The organism is Amycolatopsis acididurans, from assembly GCF_012328925.1.
Taxonomy (GTDB): Bacteria; Actinomycetota; Actinomycetes; order Mycobacteriales; family Pseudonocardiaceae; genus Amycolatopsis_E; species Amycolatopsis_E acididurans.
Genome location: NZ_JAAXLS010000003.1, coordinates 60,077 through 78,179, shown reverse-complemented (window position 1 = coordinate 78,179; position 18,103 = coordinate 60,077). Strand labels below are relative to the sequence as shown.

Annotated in this window: 19 protein-coding genes and 1 riboswitch; of the genes, 11 read left to right on the top strand and 8 right to left on the bottom strand. The window is 69.9% G+C overall.

Going from position 1 to position 18,103, the window contains the following annotated elements:
* Positions 1-20 precede the first annotated feature (20 nt).
* On the bottom strand, positions 21-635 hold the full coding sequence (locus HFP15_RS06945) for a TetR/AcrR family transcriptional regulator (RefSeq protein WP_168512689.1): 615 nt from the start codon (positions 633-635) through the stop codon (positions 21-23).
* Between the two features lie 149 nt (positions 636-784).
* Between HFP15_RS06945 and HFP15_RS06940 the strand changes: the two genes are divergently transcribed.
* Positions 785-1,351, top strand: coding sequence for a MerR family transcriptional regulator (locus HFP15_RS06940; RefSeq protein ID WP_168512687.1), 567 nt, complete (start codon positions 785-787; stop codon positions 1,349-1,351).
* A 34-nt stretch (positions 1,352-1,385) separates the two neighbouring features.
* Positions 1,386-1,484: riboswitch (glycine riboswitch) on the top strand.
* Positions 1,485-1,644: 160 nt separating this feature from the next.
* On the opposite strand, the gene HFP15_RS06935 is transcribed toward HFP15_RS06940, so the two are convergent.
* Entirely contained in the window at positions 1,645-2,007 is a 363-nt protein-coding gene (locus tag HFP15_RS06935; protein WP_168512685.1) for a nuclear transport factor 2 family protein, read from the bottom strand.
* A 106-nt stretch (positions 2,008-2,113) separates the two neighbouring features.
* On the opposite strand from HFP15_RS06935, the gene HFP15_RS06930 reads away from it, so the two are divergent.
* Entirely contained in the window at positions 2,114-2,932 is an 819-nt protein-coding gene (locus HFP15_RS06930; RefSeq protein WP_168512683.1) for a helix-turn-helix domain-containing protein, read from the top strand.
* 12 nt (positions 2,933-2,944) lie between these two features.
* The gene (locus HFP15_RS06925; RefSeq protein ID WP_168512681.1) at positions 2,945-3,769 is read left to right on the top strand and encodes an aldo/keto reductase; all 825 of its coding nucleotides are present in this window, start codon (positions 2,945-2,947) and stop codon (positions 3,767-3,769) included.
* A gap of 4 nt (positions 3,770-3,773) precedes the next feature.
* Here HFP15_RS06925 and HFP15_RS06920 read toward each other — a convergent pair whose 3' ends face one another.
* The 4 genes from HFP15_RS06920 to HFP15_RS06905 form a co-directional block, all read right to left on the bottom strand.
* Entirely contained in the window at positions 3,774-5,123 is a 1,350-nt protein-coding gene (locus tag HFP15_RS06920; protein ID WP_376768854.1) for a hypothetical protein, read from the bottom strand.
* 229 nt (positions 5,124-5,352) lie between these two features.
* Entirely contained in the window at positions 5,353-6,255 is a 903-nt protein-coding gene (locus HFP15_RS06915; RefSeq protein ID WP_376768853.1) for a 3-methyladenine DNA glycosylase, read from the bottom strand.
* Positions 6,242-7,285, bottom strand: a complete 1,044-nt coding sequence (locus tag HFP15_RS06910; protein WP_168512679.1) for a hemolysin family protein — start codon at positions 7,283-7,285, stop codon at positions 6,242-6,244. The genes HFP15_RS06915 and HFP15_RS06910 overlap by 14 nt, the downstream gene beginning before the upstream one ends.
* Positions 7,282-8,622: a hemolysin family protein gene (locus HFP15_RS06905; protein ID WP_168512677.1), complete on the bottom strand. Its 1,341-nt coding sequence runs from the start codon at positions 8,620-8,622 to the stop codon at positions 7,282-7,284. Before HFP15_RS06905 ends, HFP15_RS06910 begins: the two co-directional genes overlap by 4 nt.
* Positions 8,623-8,836: 214 nt before the next feature.
* Here HFP15_RS06905 and HFP15_RS06900 point away from each other — a divergent pair, with 214 nt between their 5' ends.
* Positions 8,837-9,406 carry a TetR/AcrR family transcriptional regulator gene (locus tag HFP15_RS06900; RefSeq protein WP_168512675.1) on the top strand — a complete coding sequence of 190 codons (570 nt, stop codon included), beginning with the start codon at positions 8,837-8,839 and terminating at the stop codon, positions 9,404-9,406.
* A 9-nt stretch (positions 9,407-9,415) separates the two neighbouring features.
* Here the strand turns inward: HFP15_RS06900 and HFP15_RS06895 are convergent, their stop codons facing one another.
* The gene (locus HFP15_RS06895) at positions 9,416-9,991 is read right to left on the bottom strand and encodes a TIGR03086 family metal-binding protein (RefSeq protein ID WP_168512673.1); all 576 of its coding nucleotides are present in this window, start codon (positions 9,989-9,991) and stop codon (positions 9,416-9,418) included.
* Complete coding sequence (locus tag HFP15_RS06890) at positions 9,988-10,581, bottom strand: TetR/AcrR family transcriptional regulator (protein ID WP_168512671.1); 594 nt, start codon at positions 10,579-10,581, stop codon at positions 9,988-9,990. The genes HFP15_RS06895 and HFP15_RS06890 overlap by 4 nt, the downstream gene beginning before the upstream one ends.
* A 136-nt stretch (positions 10,582-10,717) precedes the next feature.
* Here HFP15_RS06890 and HFP15_RS06885 point away from each other — a divergent pair, with 136 nt between their 5' ends.
* The 7 genes from HFP15_RS06885 to efeB all read left to right on the top strand — a co-directional run bounded on the left by HFP15_RS06885 (position 10,718) and on the right by efeB (position 18,088).
* Positions 10,718-11,980, top strand: coding sequence for a glutamate-cysteine ligase family protein (locus tag HFP15_RS06885; RefSeq protein ID WP_168512669.1), 1,263 nt, complete (start codon positions 10,718-10,720; stop codon positions 11,978-11,980).
* 44 nt (positions 11,981-12,024) lie between these two features.
* Positions 12,025-13,329 (top strand): ergothioneine biosynthesis protein EgtB, encoded by a 1,305-nt coding sequence (egtB, locus tag HFP15_RS06880; RefSeq protein WP_168513207.1) that lies wholly within the window; start codon positions 12,025-12,027, stop codon positions 13,327-13,329.
* On the top strand, positions 13,322-14,083 hold the full coding sequence (egtC, locus tag HFP15_RS06875; protein WP_168512667.1) for an ergothioneine biosynthesis protein EgtC: 762 nt from the start codon (positions 13,322-13,324) through the stop codon (positions 14,081-14,083). Before egtB ends, egtC begins: the two co-directional genes overlap by 8 nt.
* A complete protein-coding gene (gene egtD / locus HFP15_RS06870) occupies positions 14,080-15,054 on the top strand; it encodes an L-histidine N(alpha)-methyltransferase (RefSeq protein ID WP_168512665.1) in 975 nt (324 codons plus the stop codon). The genes egtC and egtD overlap by 4 nt, the downstream gene beginning before the upstream one ends.
* A gap of 71 nt (positions 15,055-15,125) precedes the next feature.
* Complete coding sequence (locus HFP15_RS06865) at positions 15,126-15,545, top strand: nitroreductase family deazaflavin-dependent oxidoreductase (RefSeq protein ID WP_168513205.1); 420 nt, start codon at positions 15,126-15,128, stop codon at positions 15,543-15,545.
* Positions 15,546-15,713: 168 nt separating this feature from the next.
* On the top strand, positions 15,714-16,880 hold the full coding sequence (locus HFP15_RS06860; protein ID WP_312871495.1) for an EfeM/EfeO family lipoprotein: 1,167 nt from the start codon (positions 15,714-15,716) through the stop codon (positions 16,878-16,880).
* Positions 16,877-18,088, top strand: coding sequence for an iron uptake transporter deferrochelatase/peroxidase subunit (efeB, locus tag HFP15_RS06855; RefSeq protein WP_168512663.1), 1,212 nt, complete (start codon positions 16,877-16,879; stop codon positions 18,086-18,088). The genes HFP15_RS06860 and efeB overlap by 4 nt, the downstream gene beginning before the upstream one ends.
* Positions 18,089-18,103: the final 15 nt, after the last annotated feature.

Below are 18,103 nucleotides of genomic sequence, written 5' to 3'. Positions count from 1 at the left end.
AAGTGATCTTCCCGCTTCCCTCACGGCCGCGTCGCCTTGGTGAACAGGTCGGCCAGTTCGCGGGCATAGGCCTCCAGGTCGAGTGCCGGGTCCGCGGCCAGCGCAGCCTCCGCGCCGTCCAGGGCGTGCGCGACCGTCCTCGCCATCACCGCCGGGTCGAACACCCCGAACGCTCCTTCGGCCTGACCCTGGCGTAGCTGACGTTCCAGGCGCCCGTAGCGCAGATCGGTCATCAGCGCCTCCGTGACCGCGTCGTGCTCGCCGTGGCGCCGCACCTCCTCCAGCGCACGCACCGCCTCCGGATGTTGCTTCAGGAAGGCCACATCCGCTTCGATATAGGCCCGCAGTAGCACCGCGCGGTCGGTGCTGTCCGCGGCGCGCGCCGCCGTGAACTGGTCCTTGACGTAGACGATGGTGCCGAGCACGGCCTTCATCAGATCGGCCCTGGTCCCGAAGTGATACGTGATGATCCGCGTGCTGCTCAGCGCCGCCCGCTCACGGAGCCGCTCGAACGACGTGCGCGCGTAGCCCAGCTCGGCGAGCGCGTCGATGGTCGCGGTGAGGATCTGCGCGCGGCGCGCGGCCTCGGTGACGCTCTGCCCGGTGTCGGCCTGCATCTCAGCTGTTACTTGCATGAGTAATAAATTACATGGCCGTGTAAATCACGACAAGCCTCAAGAACTGCTTGAGGCCGCCGCGCGTCGCGTTGACCAGCGGGGCCGCCGCGCTTACCGTCGAAGGCGGTAAATCGCTAAGGTGTGATTCGGCCAACTGGGAGGCTTGCGTGGTCGACGAAAGGCCGATCAAGGCGGTCGACGGGGAACAGGGTGAGTTGTTCCCCGACTCGTCCCTGCCTGATGAACTGGTCGGTTACCGGGGGCCCGCGGCCTGCCAGATCGCCGGGATCACCTACCGTCAGCTCGACTACTGGGCGCGCACGAAGCTCGTCGCGCCGAGCATCCGCACCGCGCACGGCTCGGGTTCCCAGCGGCTGTACTCGTTCAAGGACATCCTCGCGCTCAAGATCGTGAAGCGCCTGCTGGACACCGGGGTGTCGCTGCAGAACATCCGCGTCGCCATCGAGCACCTCCGGGAACGCGGCGTCGCCGATCTGGCCAAGGTCACACTGGTCTCCGACGGCACCACGGTCTACGAATGCACCTCACCCGAGGAGATCGTCGATCTGCTGCAGGGTGGGCAGGGCGTGTTCGGCATCGCGGTCAAGGTCCCGATGCAGGAGATCAGCGGCACCATTCACGAGTTCCCGGCCGAGCGCGCCGATGGCGGGGAGATCGAGGCCGTCGTCCCGGACGAGCTGAGCCAGCGGCGCAATGCCCGCCGCATCGGCTGATCGTACCGCCGGGTAAGCTGATCAACGCAGTCGCCGAAGCCGCACGGGAGAGTCCGAACCCCCACCCGGGTCCGGCGCCGAAGGAGCAAGTCCTCCCCGGAACCTCTCAGGCACCACGGACCGTGCGGAAGAGACGCCTCTGGAAAGTGGGTCCAGGCCACAACCCGGTGACCCCGCCGACGGTGCAAACCCGTACCAACCACGGGTGAACCTCTCAGGCACCCGCGAGCGGGTATGGACAGAGTGGGGAGGACCCGGACACGCGAACCGTGTCCGGGCCACCTTTTTCTTGCTCAGCCGGGCATCTTGTCCAGGAACCCGAGCACGCGCTTGATCTTGCCGTCCTCGATCTGGATCACGTCGAAGCCGATCGCGAGCGGTTCGGGCGCGCCGTCCGGGCCGAGGTGCCACTGGAATCGCGCGATGTCGTGGTGCCCGTCGACCGTGCCGGGCAGGCTGAACCGCAGGCCCGCGAACTGCTGCTGAGCGGCGGCGATGAACCCGTCGATCCCGGCGGCACCGGTCACCGCGCCCAGCGGGTCGGTGTAGGTCGCGTCCGCGGTGAACAGTTCCTCGATACGGGCCAGGCGCTTGGCCGCCTCCGTCTCGTTCCACGCTTCGACGTAGCGCTGCGCGATTCCGGTGAAGTCAGTCATCTCGTTGCCTCCTAGGTGTTTCGTTCCGACGCCGCAACAATCGCCCGGCGCGGCGCGGTGTGTCGATTACCTCGGAGGTAATGGCGCAGGTCAGTAGCCTTCAGTCATGAGCACAGTGGGACCGATGCTGCGGCAGTGGCGCGAACGACGGCGGATCAGTCAGCTCGACCTGGCGATCACGGCCGAGATCTCCACGCGGCACCTGAGTTTCGTCGAAACCGGCCGCGCGCGGCCCAGCCAGGACATGGTGCTGCGGCTGGCCGAACACCTCGATGTGCCGTTGCGGGAACAGAACCGGCTGCTGCTGGCGGCCGGCTACGCGCCGGCCTTCCGCGAGAGTGCGCTCGGCGAACCGGAACTCGCGGTGGTGCGGGACGCGGTGCGGCAGGTGCTCGCCGGGCACGAACCGTATCCGGCGCTCGTGGTGGACCGGTGCTGGAACCTGGTCGACGCGAACTCGGGCGTGGCGCTGCTGACCGAGGGCGCCGCGCCGGATCTACTGGAGCCGCCGGTGAACGTGCTGCGCTTGGCGCTGCGCCCGGACGGGGTCGCGGGGCGCGTGCTGAATCCGGGGGAGTGGCGCGCGGAGCTGCTGGGGCGGCTGCGGCGACAGGTCGAGACCACTGCCGATCCGGAACTGGCGGAGCTGCTGGCGGAGGTGCGCGACTACCCGAGTCCGCCGGCCGAGACCGGAAATGCCCATGGCAGCGGGATTTTCGTGCCGTTGCGGCTGCGGCACGGCGATACCGAACTGTCGTTCTTCTCCACCATCGCCACGTTCGGCGCGCCGCTGGACGTGACCGTGTCGGAACTGGCGATCGAATCGTTCTATCCGGCCGACGCGGTCACCGGTGAATATCTTCGGCGCCTGGCGAGCGCTGGTGGCAGGATCGGGGACGGAGCGACCACAACCGCAACGACGTAAGGAACGTCTTACATGACAACTGTTCCCGACCTTTCGCTCAACAACGGCGTGTCGATCCCGCAACTCGGCTTCGGCGTGTTCCAGGTCCCGCCGGAGGAGACCGCGAAGGCGGTGCGGACAGCGCTGGAAACCGGGTACCGCAGCATCGACACCGCGACCGCCTACGGGAACGAGGAAGGCGTCGGGGAGGCCGTCCGCGGTTCCGGGCTGCCGCGCGAGGAACTGTTCATCACCACCAAACTGGTGAACTCCGACCAGGGGTACGACTCGACGCTGCGGGCGTTCGACACCAGCATGGCGAACCTGGGGCTGGACTACCTCGACCTCTACCTGATCCACTGGCCGGTGCCCGCGCGCGACGCCTACGTCGAGACGTGGAAGGCGTTCGAGAAGCTCTACGCCGACGGCCGGATCCGCGCGATCGGCGTGTCGAACTTCCAGGTCGCGCACCTGCGCAGGCTGTTCGACGAGACCGAGATCGTGCCCGCGGTCAACCAGATCGAACTGCACCCGAACCTGGTGCAGGCCGAGCTGCGCGAGTTCCACGCCGCGCACGGCATCATCACCGAGGCCTGGAGCCCGCTGGCGAAGGGCACGCTGCTGTCCGACGACACGATCACCAGCCTGGCGTCGAAGTACGGCAAGACCCCGGCGCAGATCGTGCTGCGGTGGCACGTGCAGCTGGGCAACGTGGTGATCCCGAAGTCGGTCACGCCCTCGCGTGTTCGGGAGAACTTCGAGGTGTTCGACTTCGAACTGTCGCAGGACGACATGACCTCGATCGGCGAGCTGGACAACGGTACGCGCACCGGGCCCGACCCGGACACGTTCGGCTGAGCCGCTAGCCCTGAGCCAGGCCCGCCGCGGCGAAGTCGGCGCGCTGCGCGGGCTGGTGCAGGTAGTCACGGAACACCTGCGCCGCGCGGGCCTGGGTCTCGTCGAGGTTCTCGCTGGTGAGCCCGACGAAGGAGTACGTGGCCGACGGGCCGGTCGCGATCGTCTCGGCCGTCGACGCGATCATCCCCGGCTTCGCCGCCTGGAGCTGATCGATCGCGGCCCGGTTGTCGGAGATCCAGGCGGCGGGCAGCCCACCGATGGAGTCGAGGTTGTTGCGGCCGGTGAGCCCGTCCAGCGCCCGGTCGGAGGCCATCGAGTGCACCTCGACCGTGACACAGTGCGAGTGCACGACGGTCTTGGCCTGGTTCCAGCGGTTCGCGGCCGCCGTGACCGGTGCTTGGACCGCGGGGGCGACGAGGACCTTCATCGTCGCGTCGCCCTCGGCGCATCCCGCGGCCTGTGCCTCGGCGCGGCTGTTGAGCACGTTGTTGGCCCAGCCCCAGCCGAGCAGCCCGACGACGAGCACCAGGACCGCGACGCCGACGGCGATGGGCCACTTGGCGATCCGGCGGCGCCCGGCCGCTTTCCCGATGGCGCGGTGGTGTCCGGTCGCGGTCTGCCCGGAGCTGAACCGCGACCACAGCATGGTGGTTTCGCCCGTGCCGGTCTCACCGGCGTCGCCGGTATCGCGGAGGCGGCGGCCGGTGCCGGTGGTTTCGACGGGGTCGCGGACCCGTCGGTGGCTGCCGGTCGTCTCGCCGGCGCGGCGGGTGGTCCCGGTCGGCGGCTCGGCCCTGGTGCGATGGCTGCCGGTCGTTTCGGCGCGGCCCTCGGCAGGCGCGCGGAAGCCGGTGTTGCCGGCTCGGCTGCGGAACCCGCCCGTGGTCTCGGCGGCGGATCCGGCCTGGGTGCGGTGGCCACCGGTGCCCTCGGACGCCGGTTCGCGAACGGGACGGCCGCTTCCGGTGCCGTCCCCGGCCCGGCGCGTGCCGCCAGTGCGTTCCTGCGGGGTGTCCTGGATGAACCTGGTGGTGTCCGAGCGTTCCTGCGGTGTCTCGGTGAAGCGACCGCCGGCCGCGGGCTCGCGGAAGGCGGTGCGTCCTCCGTTGTCTGCCACGCGCCGCGGTGGGAGGCCGGTCCGCTGCTGCGAGACCTCGCCCGGGCGGGCGGGCTGACCGTTGCCACCGTTCGTGAAAGCCGTGAAACCGGAGTCGTTCTGGACGGGCGGGCGCTGCATCTGCCGCGGCGGCAGCGGCGCCGAGGCCGGGCGGGGAGCGTCGGCGGAAGGGCGCGGGGCCTGTCGCGGCGGCATGGCTTCCGGCGACGGGCGCGAAGTCGGCCTCGGAGGCATCACGCGGGAAGGGTGTGGCGGCCTCGCGGGACCGCTCATGGCCGGCCTGCGCGACTCGGTGGGTGTGTCAGGGCGGCGGGGAGCGGATTCCTCGTCGCGGGCATGACGCCCCATCGCTGTCCTCTCAACTCTTCGTGTGCGCGGTCAAAACGCGGTTCACCCTAACAGGTGTGCGTCGTTAGGAAAATGTGATCGTAGCCGACACGCCGGAACGCAGTGTTACCGCGTCGTTTCAGTTTCTGATCTTGAGCGTCAGCAGATAATGGCATTGCGAAATCAACCGGTCGCGCAGGGGAGCGGCCTGGCGTGCGAAGTCGGCCTGGGCGCGGGCGTAGTCCGCCCGTCCGGACGGGGTTTCGATGCGAACGGGCGAGTATCCGTACTCCGAAAGGTCGTACGGGCTGGCCCGCATATCCAGTTCGCGAATCCGCGCGGCGAGTTCGAAACAGTCGGCGACCAGTTCCGACGGGACGAACGGATCGAGTTTGTAACCGATCTTGTAAAGATCCATATTGGCGTGCAGGCAACCCGGCTGTTCGAGGTCCGGCTGCGCCGCCCTCGTCGGCCGCAGCGCGTTGCGTGGCCGGGCCGGGGCGGTGAAGAACCGGAACGCGTCGTAGTGCCCGCAGCGGATATCGAGTGACTCGACGACCGTGTCCGTCCTGTCCGGCCCCAGCCGTAGCGGCAGTTGGTTGTGCCGCACCTCATCCGGGCGCTGGCGGTACACCATGGCCCACTCGTGCAGTCCGAAGCAGTTCAGCCGGGGCTGCCGGGACGCGGTGTTTTCCAGCAGCCGCAACAGGTATCGCGTCGTGCCGGCGCGCTTCTCGGTGAACGCCGCGACGTCGAGCGTGACACCCTCGGTGGTCTCGTGGTACCCCGGCCGCTCCAGGAACCGGCGCGCCTGCGCACCCTCCAGCATCACCCCGGGCCCCGGCTGCCACCGCTGCAGATGCGCGGGGCGGTACGAGTAGTACTGGAACAGGAAATCGTGCACGGGATGCTTCTCGTGCCGTGCGCGACGCCGCTGGTACGGGACGGTCCAGTGGCGCATCCGCTCGGAGTGCGCGCGCTCGCGCGCCAGCCACTCGTCCTGTTCCAGTACCGGCACGGCCACCAAGTTACGCGGCGACATGCGTCCCGTCGCGCACGGTGCCGACGTACTCCTCGACCAGGTCCTCCAGCGCGACCACGCCGATCGCGTCGCCGTTCGCGTCGAGGGCGCGCGCCAGGTGCGTACCCTCCTTGCGCATCGCCGACAGCGCCTCGTCCAGCCGCGCCCGCACGTTCAGGTCCGTCAGCGCACGCGTCTTCGAGGACGCGATCGTGGTGGCCGGATCGTCGCCGATCTGGTCGAGCACGTCCTTCACGTGCAGGTAGCCGATGAGCTCGCCGGCTTCCGAGCACAGCGGGTACCGCGAGAACCCGGTGGAGGACACCGCGCGCTCGACGTCGCCGACGGTCGGCGTGGCCGGCAGCGTGGTGAGCTCACCCAGCGGCACCAGCACGTCGCCGACCGTCTTCGCCACCGAGGACAGCGTCTGGCTGAGCCGTTCGTGCTCGGACTGCTCCAGCAGGCCCTCGCGGCGGGACTCGGACAGCAGCTCGGCCAGCTCGGCGGAGGTGTACGCGGTCTCCAGCTCGTCCTTGGGCTGGACCTTCACCAGGCGCAGCAACGAGTTCGCCACGAAGTTCAGCAGCCAGATGAACGGGTTGGCGAGCTTGACCCAGCCGACGTGCACGGGCACCAGCCACAGCGCGAGCCGTTCCGGTTCGGCGATCGCGAGGTTCTTCGGCACCATCTCGCCGATCAGCACGTGCAGGACGGTGATGAGGGCCAGCGCGATCGCGAAGGAGATGGCGTGCGCGAGCACGTCCGGAATGTGCAGCAGGTGGAACACCGCGGCCAGCCGGTGCGCGATCGCCGGCTCGCCGAGGCGGCCCAGGATCAGTGAGCAGATCGTGATGCCCAGCTGCGCCCCCGCGAGCATGAGCGAGACGTGCTTGCTCGCGTTGATCACGATCCTGGCCCTGGTCTTGCCTTCTTCGAGCAGTGCCTCCAGGCGGTCGCGCCGCGACGAGATCAGGGTGAACTCCGCGCCGACGAAGAAAGCGTTGGCCAGCAACAGGAAAACGACGAGCAGGATCGCGAGCCAGTCGTTCATCGGGCCGCCTCCCCGGCGGGCTCGGCCTGCCGTTGCAGGCGCCGCACGCTCAGCTCCGCGATGCGGTGCCGGTCCATCGTCACGACCGTCAGCTGCCACCCGTCGACGTCCACGCGGTCACCGGGTCCGGGAATGCGGCCCAGGCGTTCGAGGATGAGCCCGGCGATGGTTTCGTAGTCGCCCTCGGGCATCCGGAACCCGGTCAGTTCGCTGATCTCGTCGGCGCGCAGCTGACCGGAGACCATCCAGGTGTCGGTGTCCAGCCTGCGCGACGCGGGAGCTTCGCCCTCGTCGTGCTCGTCGCGCACGTCGCCGATGATCTCCTCGACCACGTCCTCGAGTGTGACCAGCCCGGCGGTACCGCCGTACTCGTCGACGACCATCGCGATCTGGAACCGCGAATCGCGCAACCGGGACAACAGCGCGTCGCCGGGCAGCGACTCGGGCACGGTGGGCACCGGGCGCATCACCGACCCGACCTTGACGTTCGCGCGCTCACCCGAGGGCACCACGAACGCCTGCTTGACGTGCACCGCGCCCTGCACGTCGTCCAGGTCCTCGCGGGAGACGGGGAACCGGGACAGGCCGGTGCGGCGGGAGAGCTCGATCAGGTCGTTGATCGTGTCGTCCACGGTGAGCGATTCGATCTGCACGCGCGGGGTCATCAGCTCGTCGGCGGTGCGCCCGCCGAAGCGCAGCGACTTGTCCAGCAGCTCGGCGGTGGAGGTGTCGAGGGTGCCGCTTTCGGCGCTGGTGCGCACGATCGAGCCGAGTTCCTGCGGCGAACGCGCCGAGCGCAGCTCTTCCTGCGGCTCCACACCGAACTTGCGGACCACGAAGTTCGCGCTGTTGTTCATCAGCGTGATCAGCCAGCGGAACAGCGCCGAGAACCGCGAGTGGTAGCCCATGACCGCGCGCGCGGTGCGCAACGGCCGTGCGACGGCGAGGTTCTTCGGCACCATCTCGCCGAGCACCATCGACAGCGTCGTGGCCAGCAGCAGCGCGAGGATCACCGACGTGCCCTCGGCGACCGGCGCCGACAGCCCGGCCGCGACCAGCACCGGGCGGACCAGGTTGCCGATCAGCGGCTCGGCGAGATAACCGGTGACCAGCGTGGTCAGCGTGATGGCGACCTGCGCGCCGGAGAGCTGGAACGACAGGGTGGCGTGGGCCTTGCGGACCGTCCTCGAACGACGGTCACCGACCTGCCGGACGTTGGCCTCGACGGTGCTGCGTTCCAGCGCGGTGAGGGAGAATTCCGCCGCGACGGCGAGCCCCGTGCCGATCGTCAGCAGAAAGAACAGCAGCACCCCGAGAACCGAGAGCAGCACGTCCATCAGCTTTCACCACCGTGGGCGGGAAAGCCGGGATGATGAGCGGGTAAGCCGGGTTCGTCACCCGGCTCAGTACTGTCACCAGGTGACGGCGCGTCGCGCACGAAAGGTGTCACTCCTCGGAAATGTCGGGTGCGGTGCCATACATGGTACCGGGCGCTCGCGTGAGCAGTGATGAGAACACGGCTCAGATTGCTAGCAATGCTAGAATCAGCATATGTCGGTTCAGGAACGGCGGGAGCGGGAACGTGCCCAGCGGCATCAGCTGATCATCGACGCGGCGCGCCAGCTCGCCGAAGCGGAGGGCTGGGACGCGGTGACCACGCGGCGGCTCGCCGAGCGCATCGAGTACAGCCAGCCGGTGCTCTACAGCCACTTCAAGAGCAAGGACGCCATCGTCGAGGCCGTGGCGCTGGAGGGTTTCGCCGAACTCGCCGAACGGCTGCGCGAGGCACGCTCCGGCACCGACGACGCGCTGGTCGCCGTGCTGCGGGCCTACGCCGGCTTCGCCGCCGCCAACCCCGTGCTCTACGACGCGATGTTCGCGCGGGCCACCGACCTCCCGTTCGCGAAACCCGACTCGCCGGCACCGCTGCGCGAGGCCTTCGGGGAACTGCTCGCGGTGTTCACGGAACCGGCCGGTGACGGCGACGCGGCGACGCTGACCGAGGTGGGCTGGAGCGCGCTGCACGGGCTGATCACGCTCGAGCGCGCCGGGCGGCTGAGCGAGGGCAACCAGGAACTGCGGCTGGCCATGCTCGTCGACCGGCTGCGGGCGCGGCCGTGACGCGGTGGCTCAGTGGGCGAGTGCCGGATCGCGGCCGAGCAGGGCGACCAGGTGGTCGGCCGCCGGCGCGTCGTCGGGGACCGGGACCGGCGGGGCGAACATGCCGGTGCCCTGCCACGAGGGCACCTGGGGCCCGATCACCCGGAGCACGGTATCGGCCAGTTCGGCCGGGATCGGTTGTGGCGCACCGATTCCGACGGCCAGATCCCAGCCGTGCACGGCGAGGTCGGTGACCATCTGCCAGCCGTACTCCTCGGCGTCGGACTCGCCGAACGACAGGTGCACGCGGCGCTGCGTGGCCCCTGGTTCGGTCCACGCCTGGCGTGCCGACCGCGACGAGGTTTCCCAGGCCGCCACGGGATCCGCGCCGAGCACGTCGCCGTCGTAGCGGTCACCGACCTCGGCCAATGTCGCGCCGTGCAGCAGATGCGGCACCCACAGTTGCTCCGAGACGAGGTGGTTCAGCAGTTCCCGCACACTCCAGTCCGCGCAGGCGGTGGGCGCGTCCCACTGGTCGTCCTTCACCAGATGCACGCAGCGGTCGAACTCGCGCAGCGCGATGCCGTGCGCGTCGAGCAGGTTCATGACTCCAATGATGCCCGAACGCGGTGCCGCCGCACGCTTTCCTCGACCAGGTCCAGGACCGGCCCGAGATCGTCGGCGGGCAGCCCCATCGCCAGGTGGGAGACCAGCCCCTCCAGCACCAGTTCCAGATACGAGGTGAGCACGTCGACGTCGACGTCGTCGCGGAGGTTGCCCACCTCGCGCTGGCGCAGCAGCCGCTGCCGGGTCGCCAGGGTCAGCTGCTGCGAGCGTTCGGCCCAGCGCGCGCGAAACTCGGGATCGGTGCGCAGCCGCCGGGACACCTCCAGCCGCGTGCCCAGCCAGTCCGCCGGATGCTCGCTGTCCCCGGACAGCAGCTCGCGCATGACCTGCACCAGGCCCTGCGCGGCGACGACGTCGGCCATCCGTGCCGCGTCCTCCTCGGCCAGCGCCAGGAAGAGCGACTCCTTGTCACGGAAGTGGTGGAAGATCGCGCCACGGGAGAGCCCGGTGGCTTCCTCCAGCCGCCGGACCGTGGCACCCTCGTAGCCGTAGCGGGCGAAGCACACGCGTGAACCGTCGAGGATCTGGCGCCTTCGCGCATCGAGATGATCCTGGCTGACCCGTGGCATTCCCCGATCCTGTCACCACCGGTAGTTATTACGCAATCCGTACGTACGTACTGCTGAGGGCGGCGAAGCCTGAAATTGTCGTAGGGCCCGTGTAGCGTCCGAAACCAAGTGCTCCCACCGATTGGACAGGTGTGACATGACAGCTGTTCGCCACGTGCCGGGATGCACCGGAGTTGCGGGAGGGGTCGCCGAACTCTCGGCGAGAGTGATCTCCGACCGTGCCGCCGGTGAGGCCTATGTCGCGTCGGTGTGCTTCAAACACGGGCCACCCCGCCTGCTCGGGGTGGAACTCGAGTACACCGTGCACTACGCCGACGACCCGCGAAGACCGCTCGACCCGCAAGACCTCGCCCGCGCGCTGGGGGCCCACGCCCCGCGCACCCTCGACCCGGACAGTCCCGTCCAGCCATTGCCCGCAGGCTCACCGCTCACGGTGGAGCCCGGTGGCCAGGTGGAGATCTCCGCACTACCGCAGGCCTCGCTGCGGGAGTTGTCGGATGTGGTTTCCGCCGATCTTTCCCATCTGACCGATCTGCTCGCCCGAGCCGGGTTCGCCCTCGGTGAAACGGGCATCGATCCCTTCCGCCCGCCCGCGCGGGTGCTCGACACACCGCGTTACGCCACGATGGAACGCCGCTTCGCCCCGATGGGCACGGGCGGCGTGACGATGATGTGCAGCACCGCGGGGCTGCAGATCTGTGTCGACAGCGGGGAACGGGACGGGCTCGCCGCCCGGTGGGCCGCGGTGCACGCGCTCGGGCCCCCGTTGCTGGCCACGTTCGCCAATTCGCGGGTCCACGCCGGACACGACACGGGCACGCCGTCGGCGCGCTGGCTGGCGGTGATGGAAACCGAACGGGCGCGTACGTTCGCCACCACACCGTCGCCGGATCCGGCCGCCACGTGGGCGAGCCGGATCATGGACACCCCGTTGATGGCGGTGCGCCGGCCCGACGGGCCATGGGACGCGCCGGAAGGGTTCACCTTCGGCCAGTGGGTCAGCGACGGTCGCGCGGCCGGCCTGCCGGGCCCGCCCACCACCGAGGACCTCGACTACCACCTCACCACGATGTTCACCCCGGTGCGGCCGCACGGATACCTCGAGGTGCGCTACCTCGACGCGCAGCCGCGCGCCCGCTGGCTGCACCCGGTGGCGCTGCTCGCCGCGCTGCTGAACCGTCCGTCCACCGTGGACAAAATTCTGGAGATCTGCGAACCCGTCGAAGGGAAGTGGGAGCGCGCGGCCAGAGCCGGACTGGCCGATGCGTCGATTGCTTCAGCCGCAAGGAAAGTCGTCGATCTCGGATGCGCCGAGCTGGCCCATATGGGGCTGCCTGCCGGCACCGTCGCCGAGATCAGCGAGAGCGCGCAGGGGCTCGTGCGCGCGGGAGGGGAGTAGTTGTGTCCGAGACTTTGCACGAAGCGCCCAGCATTCTGCGCGAAATGCGCAAGGAGGATCTGCGGGACCACGCGGCGCGGGCGCTCACCCGTGCGCGCGAGCGCAGCACGGCGCTGACCGATGCCGTGGACGACGAGGATCTGGTGCGCCAGCATTCGAAGCTGATGTCGCCGCTGGTGTGGGATCTGGCGCATATCGGCAGCCAGGAGGAACTGTGGCTGGTGCGGGACGTCGGCGGCCGTGAGCCGTTGCGTCCCGACATCGACGACCTCTACGACGCCTTCCAGCATCCGCGTGCCGACCGGCCCGCGCTGCCGCTGCTCGGCCCGGCCGAGGCCCGCGCCTACGTCGGCGAGGTCCGCGCCAAGGCGTTCGAGGTGCTGGAACGCGCGCCGCTGGAGGGACGCAGGCTCACCGACGCGGCGTTCGCGTTCGGCATGATCACCCAGCACGAACAGCAGCACGACGAGACGATGCTGGCCACCCACCAGCTGCGCGAGGGTGAACCGGTGCTGCACGCGCCCGCGCCGCCTTCGCGCCGGGGCGGGCCACTGCCCGGCGAGGTGCACATCCCGGCCGGATCGTTCGTGATGGGCACCAGCGTCGAACCGTGGGCGCTGGACAACGAGCGCCCGGCCCACGAGGTCGCGGTGGACGCGTACTTCCTCGACACCACCCCGGTCACCAACGCCGCCTACATCGAGTTCCTGGAGGCCGGCGGCTACGACCAGCCACGGTGGTGGAGCGAGCAGGGCTGGGCCTACCGCACCGCGCACGACATCACCGCACCGCGGTTCTGGCGCCGCGAGCACGACGGCTGGCGGCGCACCCGGTTCGGGGTGGACGAGCCGGTGCCGCCGCGGCAGCCCGTCGTGCACGTGTCCTACTACGAGGCAGAGGCGTACGCCGCGTGGGCGGGCAAGCGGCTGCCCACCGAGGCGGAGTGGGAGAAGGCCGCCCGGTTCGATCCGGCCACCGGCGAGTCGCGCCGTTATCCCTGGGGCAACGACGAGCCCACGGCCGAGCACGCCAACCTCGGGCAGCGGCACCTGAGCCCGGCCGAAGCGGGCGCCTACCCGGCGGGCGTGTCCGCGCTCGGGGCGCACCAGCTGATCGGGGACGTCTGGGAGTGGACGAGCACCGACTTCCACGGCTACCCGGGATTCGTGGCGTTTCCCTACCGCGAGTACTCGGAGGTCTTCTTCGGCCCGGAGTACAAGGTGCTGCGCGGCGGTTCGTTCGGCACCGACGCGGCCGCCATCCGCGGCACGTTCCGCAACTGGGACTACCCGATCCGCAGGCAGATCTTCGCGGGCTTCCGCTGCGCCCGGGACGCGGGTCATGTGTAGGCACCTCGCCTATCTCGGCCCGGCCGTCTCGCCCGCGGAGCTGGTGTTCGACGCGCCGCATGCGCTGCTGCACCAGTCCTACGCCCCGAACGACATGCGCGGCGGCGGCACCGTCAACGCCGACGGTTTCGGGCTGGCCTGGTACGACGGCGAAGGCGCGCCGGTGCGCTACCGGCGGGCGAACCCGATCTGGTCCGACCACGACGTGCCCCGGCTCGCCCGTTCGGTGCGGTCCGGGGCGTTCGTGGCGGCCGTGCGCAACGGCACGGCCGGAATGCCGGTGATGGAGGCGGCCTGCGCCCCCTTCACCGACGGGCGCTGGCTGTTCAGCCACAACGGGCTGATCACCGCATGGCCGGACTCGATGGCGGCGCTCGCCGGGAAGCTGCCGGTCACCGACCTGCTGACGCTGGACGCGCCGACGGATTCGGCGCTGCTGTGGGCGTTGCTGCGGGAGCGGCTGCACGCCGGCGAGGACCCCGCGCGGGCGGTCGCCGATCTCGTCGCCGGGACCGAGCGCGCCGCGCCCGGTTCGCGGCTGAACTTCCTGCTGACCGACGGCGACGTCCTAGTGGCCACGGCCTGGACGCACGCGCTGTCGGTCCGCGAAACCGGCGGCGCCGTGGTGGTCGCCTCGGAACCCACCGACGGCGGACCGGGCTGGGCCCCGGTTCCGCACGGGCACGCCGTGATCGCGCGCCGCGGTGCGGTGGATCTCATGCCCATCGACGCTGAACGGAGTCAGGATTCATGAGCGAGCTCGAACTGGACGTGCACCGCGACCCGGACGGTATCGCCGAAGCGCTGCGCGTGGACGTGCGGTCGGGGTTGTCGGCCACGCAGAAGTGGCTGCCCGCCAAGTGGTTCTACGACGCGCGCGGCAGCGAGCTGTTCGAGGACATCACGCGCCTTCCCGAGTACTACCCGACGCGGGCCGAACGCGAGGTGCTCGAACGCCAGGCCGGCGAGATCGCGCGGGTCACCGGTGCTCGCACGCTCGTCGAGCTGGGTTCAGGGTCGAGCGAGAAGACGCGGCTGCTGCTGGACGGGATGCGCGAGCACGGGACGCTGCGCACGTTCGTTCCGCTGGACGTGTCCGAATCCGCGCTCGCCGAGGCCGTGGAGGCGATCCGCGGCGACTATCCGGGGCTGGACGTGCGGGGCGTGGTCGGCGACTTCACCGAGCACCTCGGCCTGCTGCCCGGTGACGCGCCGCGCCTGGTGGCCTTCCTCGGCGGCACGATCGGTAACTTCCTGCCCGCCGACCGGGGCAAGTTCCTGCGCTCGGTGCGGGACGTGCTGACCGAGGGGGAGTGGCTGCTGCTGGGCACGGACCTGGTCAAGAACCCGGACGTCCTGGTCCGCGCCTACGACGACGCCGCCGGGGTCACCGCGCAGTTCAACCTCAACGTGCTGCGGGTGGTGAACCGGACGCTGGGCGCGGACTTCGACCTGGACGATTTCGCGCACGAGTCGTACTGGGACGCGCGCAACGAGTGGATCGAGATGCGGCTGCGGGCGCGCCGGGATCTGACGGTGCGTATTCCCGGCGCGGGCATGGAGGTCTCCTTCGCCGAAGGCGAGTACATCCGCACCGAGATCTCGGCGAAGTTCCGGCCGAACGGGATCGCGGCCGAGCTGACCGAGAACGGGTTCGCCGTCGAACGGTGGTGGACCGACGAACAGAACCGGTTCGGGGTGTCCCTGGCCCGGACCGTCAGCTGACGAAGTGGTCAAATAGGGCGGTGAACCCGCTTTCCGCACTCGCCCGCGCACTGGGCACCAGACCGTGGCTGATGCGACTCGCGACCGCGATCATCTGGGTGGACAAGCGGCTGTACCGGGTTTTCCGCGGCAAGGTCAGCCTCGTGGCCATCGCGGGGCTGCCGTCTCTGCGGCTCACCACGGTGGGCCGCAAGAGCGGGCAGCCCCGCAGCACCAACCTGCTGTACTTCCCGTACGAGAACGGCTTCGTCCTCGTCGGCTCCAACTGGGGGCGCACCCGCGATCCCGGCTGGACCTACAACCTGCGCGACTGTCCCGACGCCGTGGTGGAGGTGCGGGGCCGGGCCATCCCGGTCACCGCGGCACCGGCGAAGGGTGAGCAGTACGACGACCTGTGGCGCCGGCTGCTCCGGTTCTGGCCGGGCTATGCGATGGAGCGGGCCGAGGCCGGCCGCGAGCTGCCGATCTTCGTGCTTACCCGTCGCGGCTAACCCGTTCCGGCCTGTTCGGTGGGAATATCCGATTTGGACGGTATCGGCGGAAATCGTGCGTGAACTCTCCCTGAACCTTGCGCCGTAAGGGCTGAAAACGGAGAGAAGTTCACCTCTGCCGCTTACGCTCCGCTCGCAGTCGTCATCATTTCGAGCGATAGGGGCAGGGTGTCGCGGCGGGTTGTGGGCGTGGTGCTCGCACTGGTGGTGATCGTGGCCGGGGCGGGCGTCGTGATCTGGCGGAGCACGTCGGCGGAGGCCGGCGGTGATCCGGTCATCTCCGTTTCGCGGTCCGCGTGCGGACAGGGCTGGACCGACCCGAGGCCGGGACCGCAGAGCTTCCAGGTGCACAACACCGGTTCGGTCACCGCCGAGGTCGAGCTCATCGATCCCGGCACCGGCACGGTTTTCGGCGAGGTCGACGGCCTCGGCGCCGGAACGACCCGGTCGATGCGGGTGACGCTCGGCAACGGTGCCTACGCCTTCCGGTGTGTCCCCGAGGAAACCGACCCGATCGTCGGTCCGACCGCGACGGTCGGCGGTGGCCAGGAGCGCTCCGGCCCGGCCGTCGTTCCGGTGACCCGCAACGATCTGCTCGCCGCGCTGCGCACCTATAAGGACTACGCCGGCACCGGACTGTCCACATTGTCCGGACAGACCGGAGCGCTGTCGGCGGCCGTGCGTTCGGGCGACCGGGGCGCGAGCGAGGCGGCGTGGCTCACCGCGCACCTGGCCTACGAACGGCTCGGCGCCGCCTACGACGCGTTCGGCGACTCCAACGGCGCGATCAACGGCACGGCCGACGGGCTGCCCGCGGGCGTCACCGACGAGGGTTTCACCGGCTTCCACCGGCTGGAACAAGGCCTGTGGCACGGGCAGGACATGGCCGCGCTTGCCGCCGTCGCGGACCGGCTCGACGCGGACGTGCGCAAGCTGCGTGACTCCTTCGCCGACCTGCAGATCGATCCGAACGACCTGGGCCTGCGCGCACACGAGATCATGGAGAACACCCTGCAGTTCGAACTCACCGGCCGCACCGACTACGGCAGCGGCACCAACCTGGCCACCGCACTGGCCAATCTCGACGGCACCCGCGAGGTGCTGACCGTACTGCGGCCGCTGCTCGTCCCGCGCTTCCCGGATCTATCCGAAGTGGACAATTGGATCGGCAGGACGGACGCCGCGCTGCGGACGGCCCAGCGGCCCGACGGCACGTGGACGCCCGTGGCCCAGCTGGCGCGGGCGCAGCGGGAGCGGATCAACGGCGCGGTGGGCGAACTGACCGAACTGCTCGCGCCGGTCGCCGCGATCACCGAACCGAGGCGGGTCTCGTGACCGGGCACGTCGGCCGCCGGTCGTTCCTGCGCGGCGCAGTGCTCGGCGCCGGTGTGACGGCCGTGGGCGCGGGTGCCGCGGCCGCCGCGACCTCCGAGCACGGCAGCGCCGTGGCCGCCGAAGAGCTGCCGTTCCACGGCGCGCATCAGGCCGGTATCGCCCGGCGGTCCGCGCGACAGTCCATTGTGGCCGCGTTCGATGTGATCGCGGCCGACCGCGCCGAGCTGACCGACCTGTTCCGTACGATCACCGACCGGGCCCGGTTCCTCACCGCCGGCGGCACACCCACCTCCGTGGGCATCACCGCGCCGCCCGCCGATTCGGGTGTGCTCGGTCCGTCCGTTCCGGCCGGGAACCTCACCGTCACGCTCGGCGCCGGGGCCACACTGTTCGACGACCGCTACGGCCTCGCGGACCGGAAACCGTTGCGGCTGACCGAGATGCGGACGTTCCCCAACGACACACTCGACCCGGCGCAATGCCACGGGGACCTGAGCCTCACCCTTGCCGCCGACGACACCGACACCGTGCTGCACGCCCTGCGCGACATCTCGCGCGCCACGCGTGGAGCGATGCAGCCGCGGTGGAAGATCAACGGGTTCAGTTCGCCGCCGCGGCCCGAGGGCACGCCCCGCAACCTGATGGGCTTCAAGGACGGCATCGCCAACCCGTCGGCGGACGAGTTCGACCGGCTCGTCTGGGTCTCCGGCGGCGGCGAGCCGTCCTGGACCACCGGCGGCAGCTACCAGGTGATCCGGCTGATCCGGATGCTGGTCGAGTTCTGGGACCGGGTGTCACTGTCGGAACAGGAGAACATGTTCGGCAGGCGCCGGGACAGCGGCGCGCCGCTGGACGGAGCGCGGGAGACCGACGTGCCGCAGTACGCGCAGGACCCGGTCGGCACGGTCATCCCGCTCACCAGCCACATCCGGCTGGCCAACCCCCGCACCGCCGCCACGGATTCCAGCCGCATCCTGCGCCGCGCGTGCAACTACGACCGTGGCGTGGACAGCAACGGCAACCTCGACATGGGCCTGGTCTTCACCTGCTACCAGCAGGACATCGCGCGCCAGTTCGAGGCCGTGCAGACCCGGCTGAACGACGAACCGCTGACCGACTACATCTCGCCGTTCGGCGGCGGCTACTTCTTCGCACTGCCCGGAGTCACCGGGCCCGATGACCACTTCGGCCGGGCGATGCTCGCCTGAGCCGGAGGGAGCTCC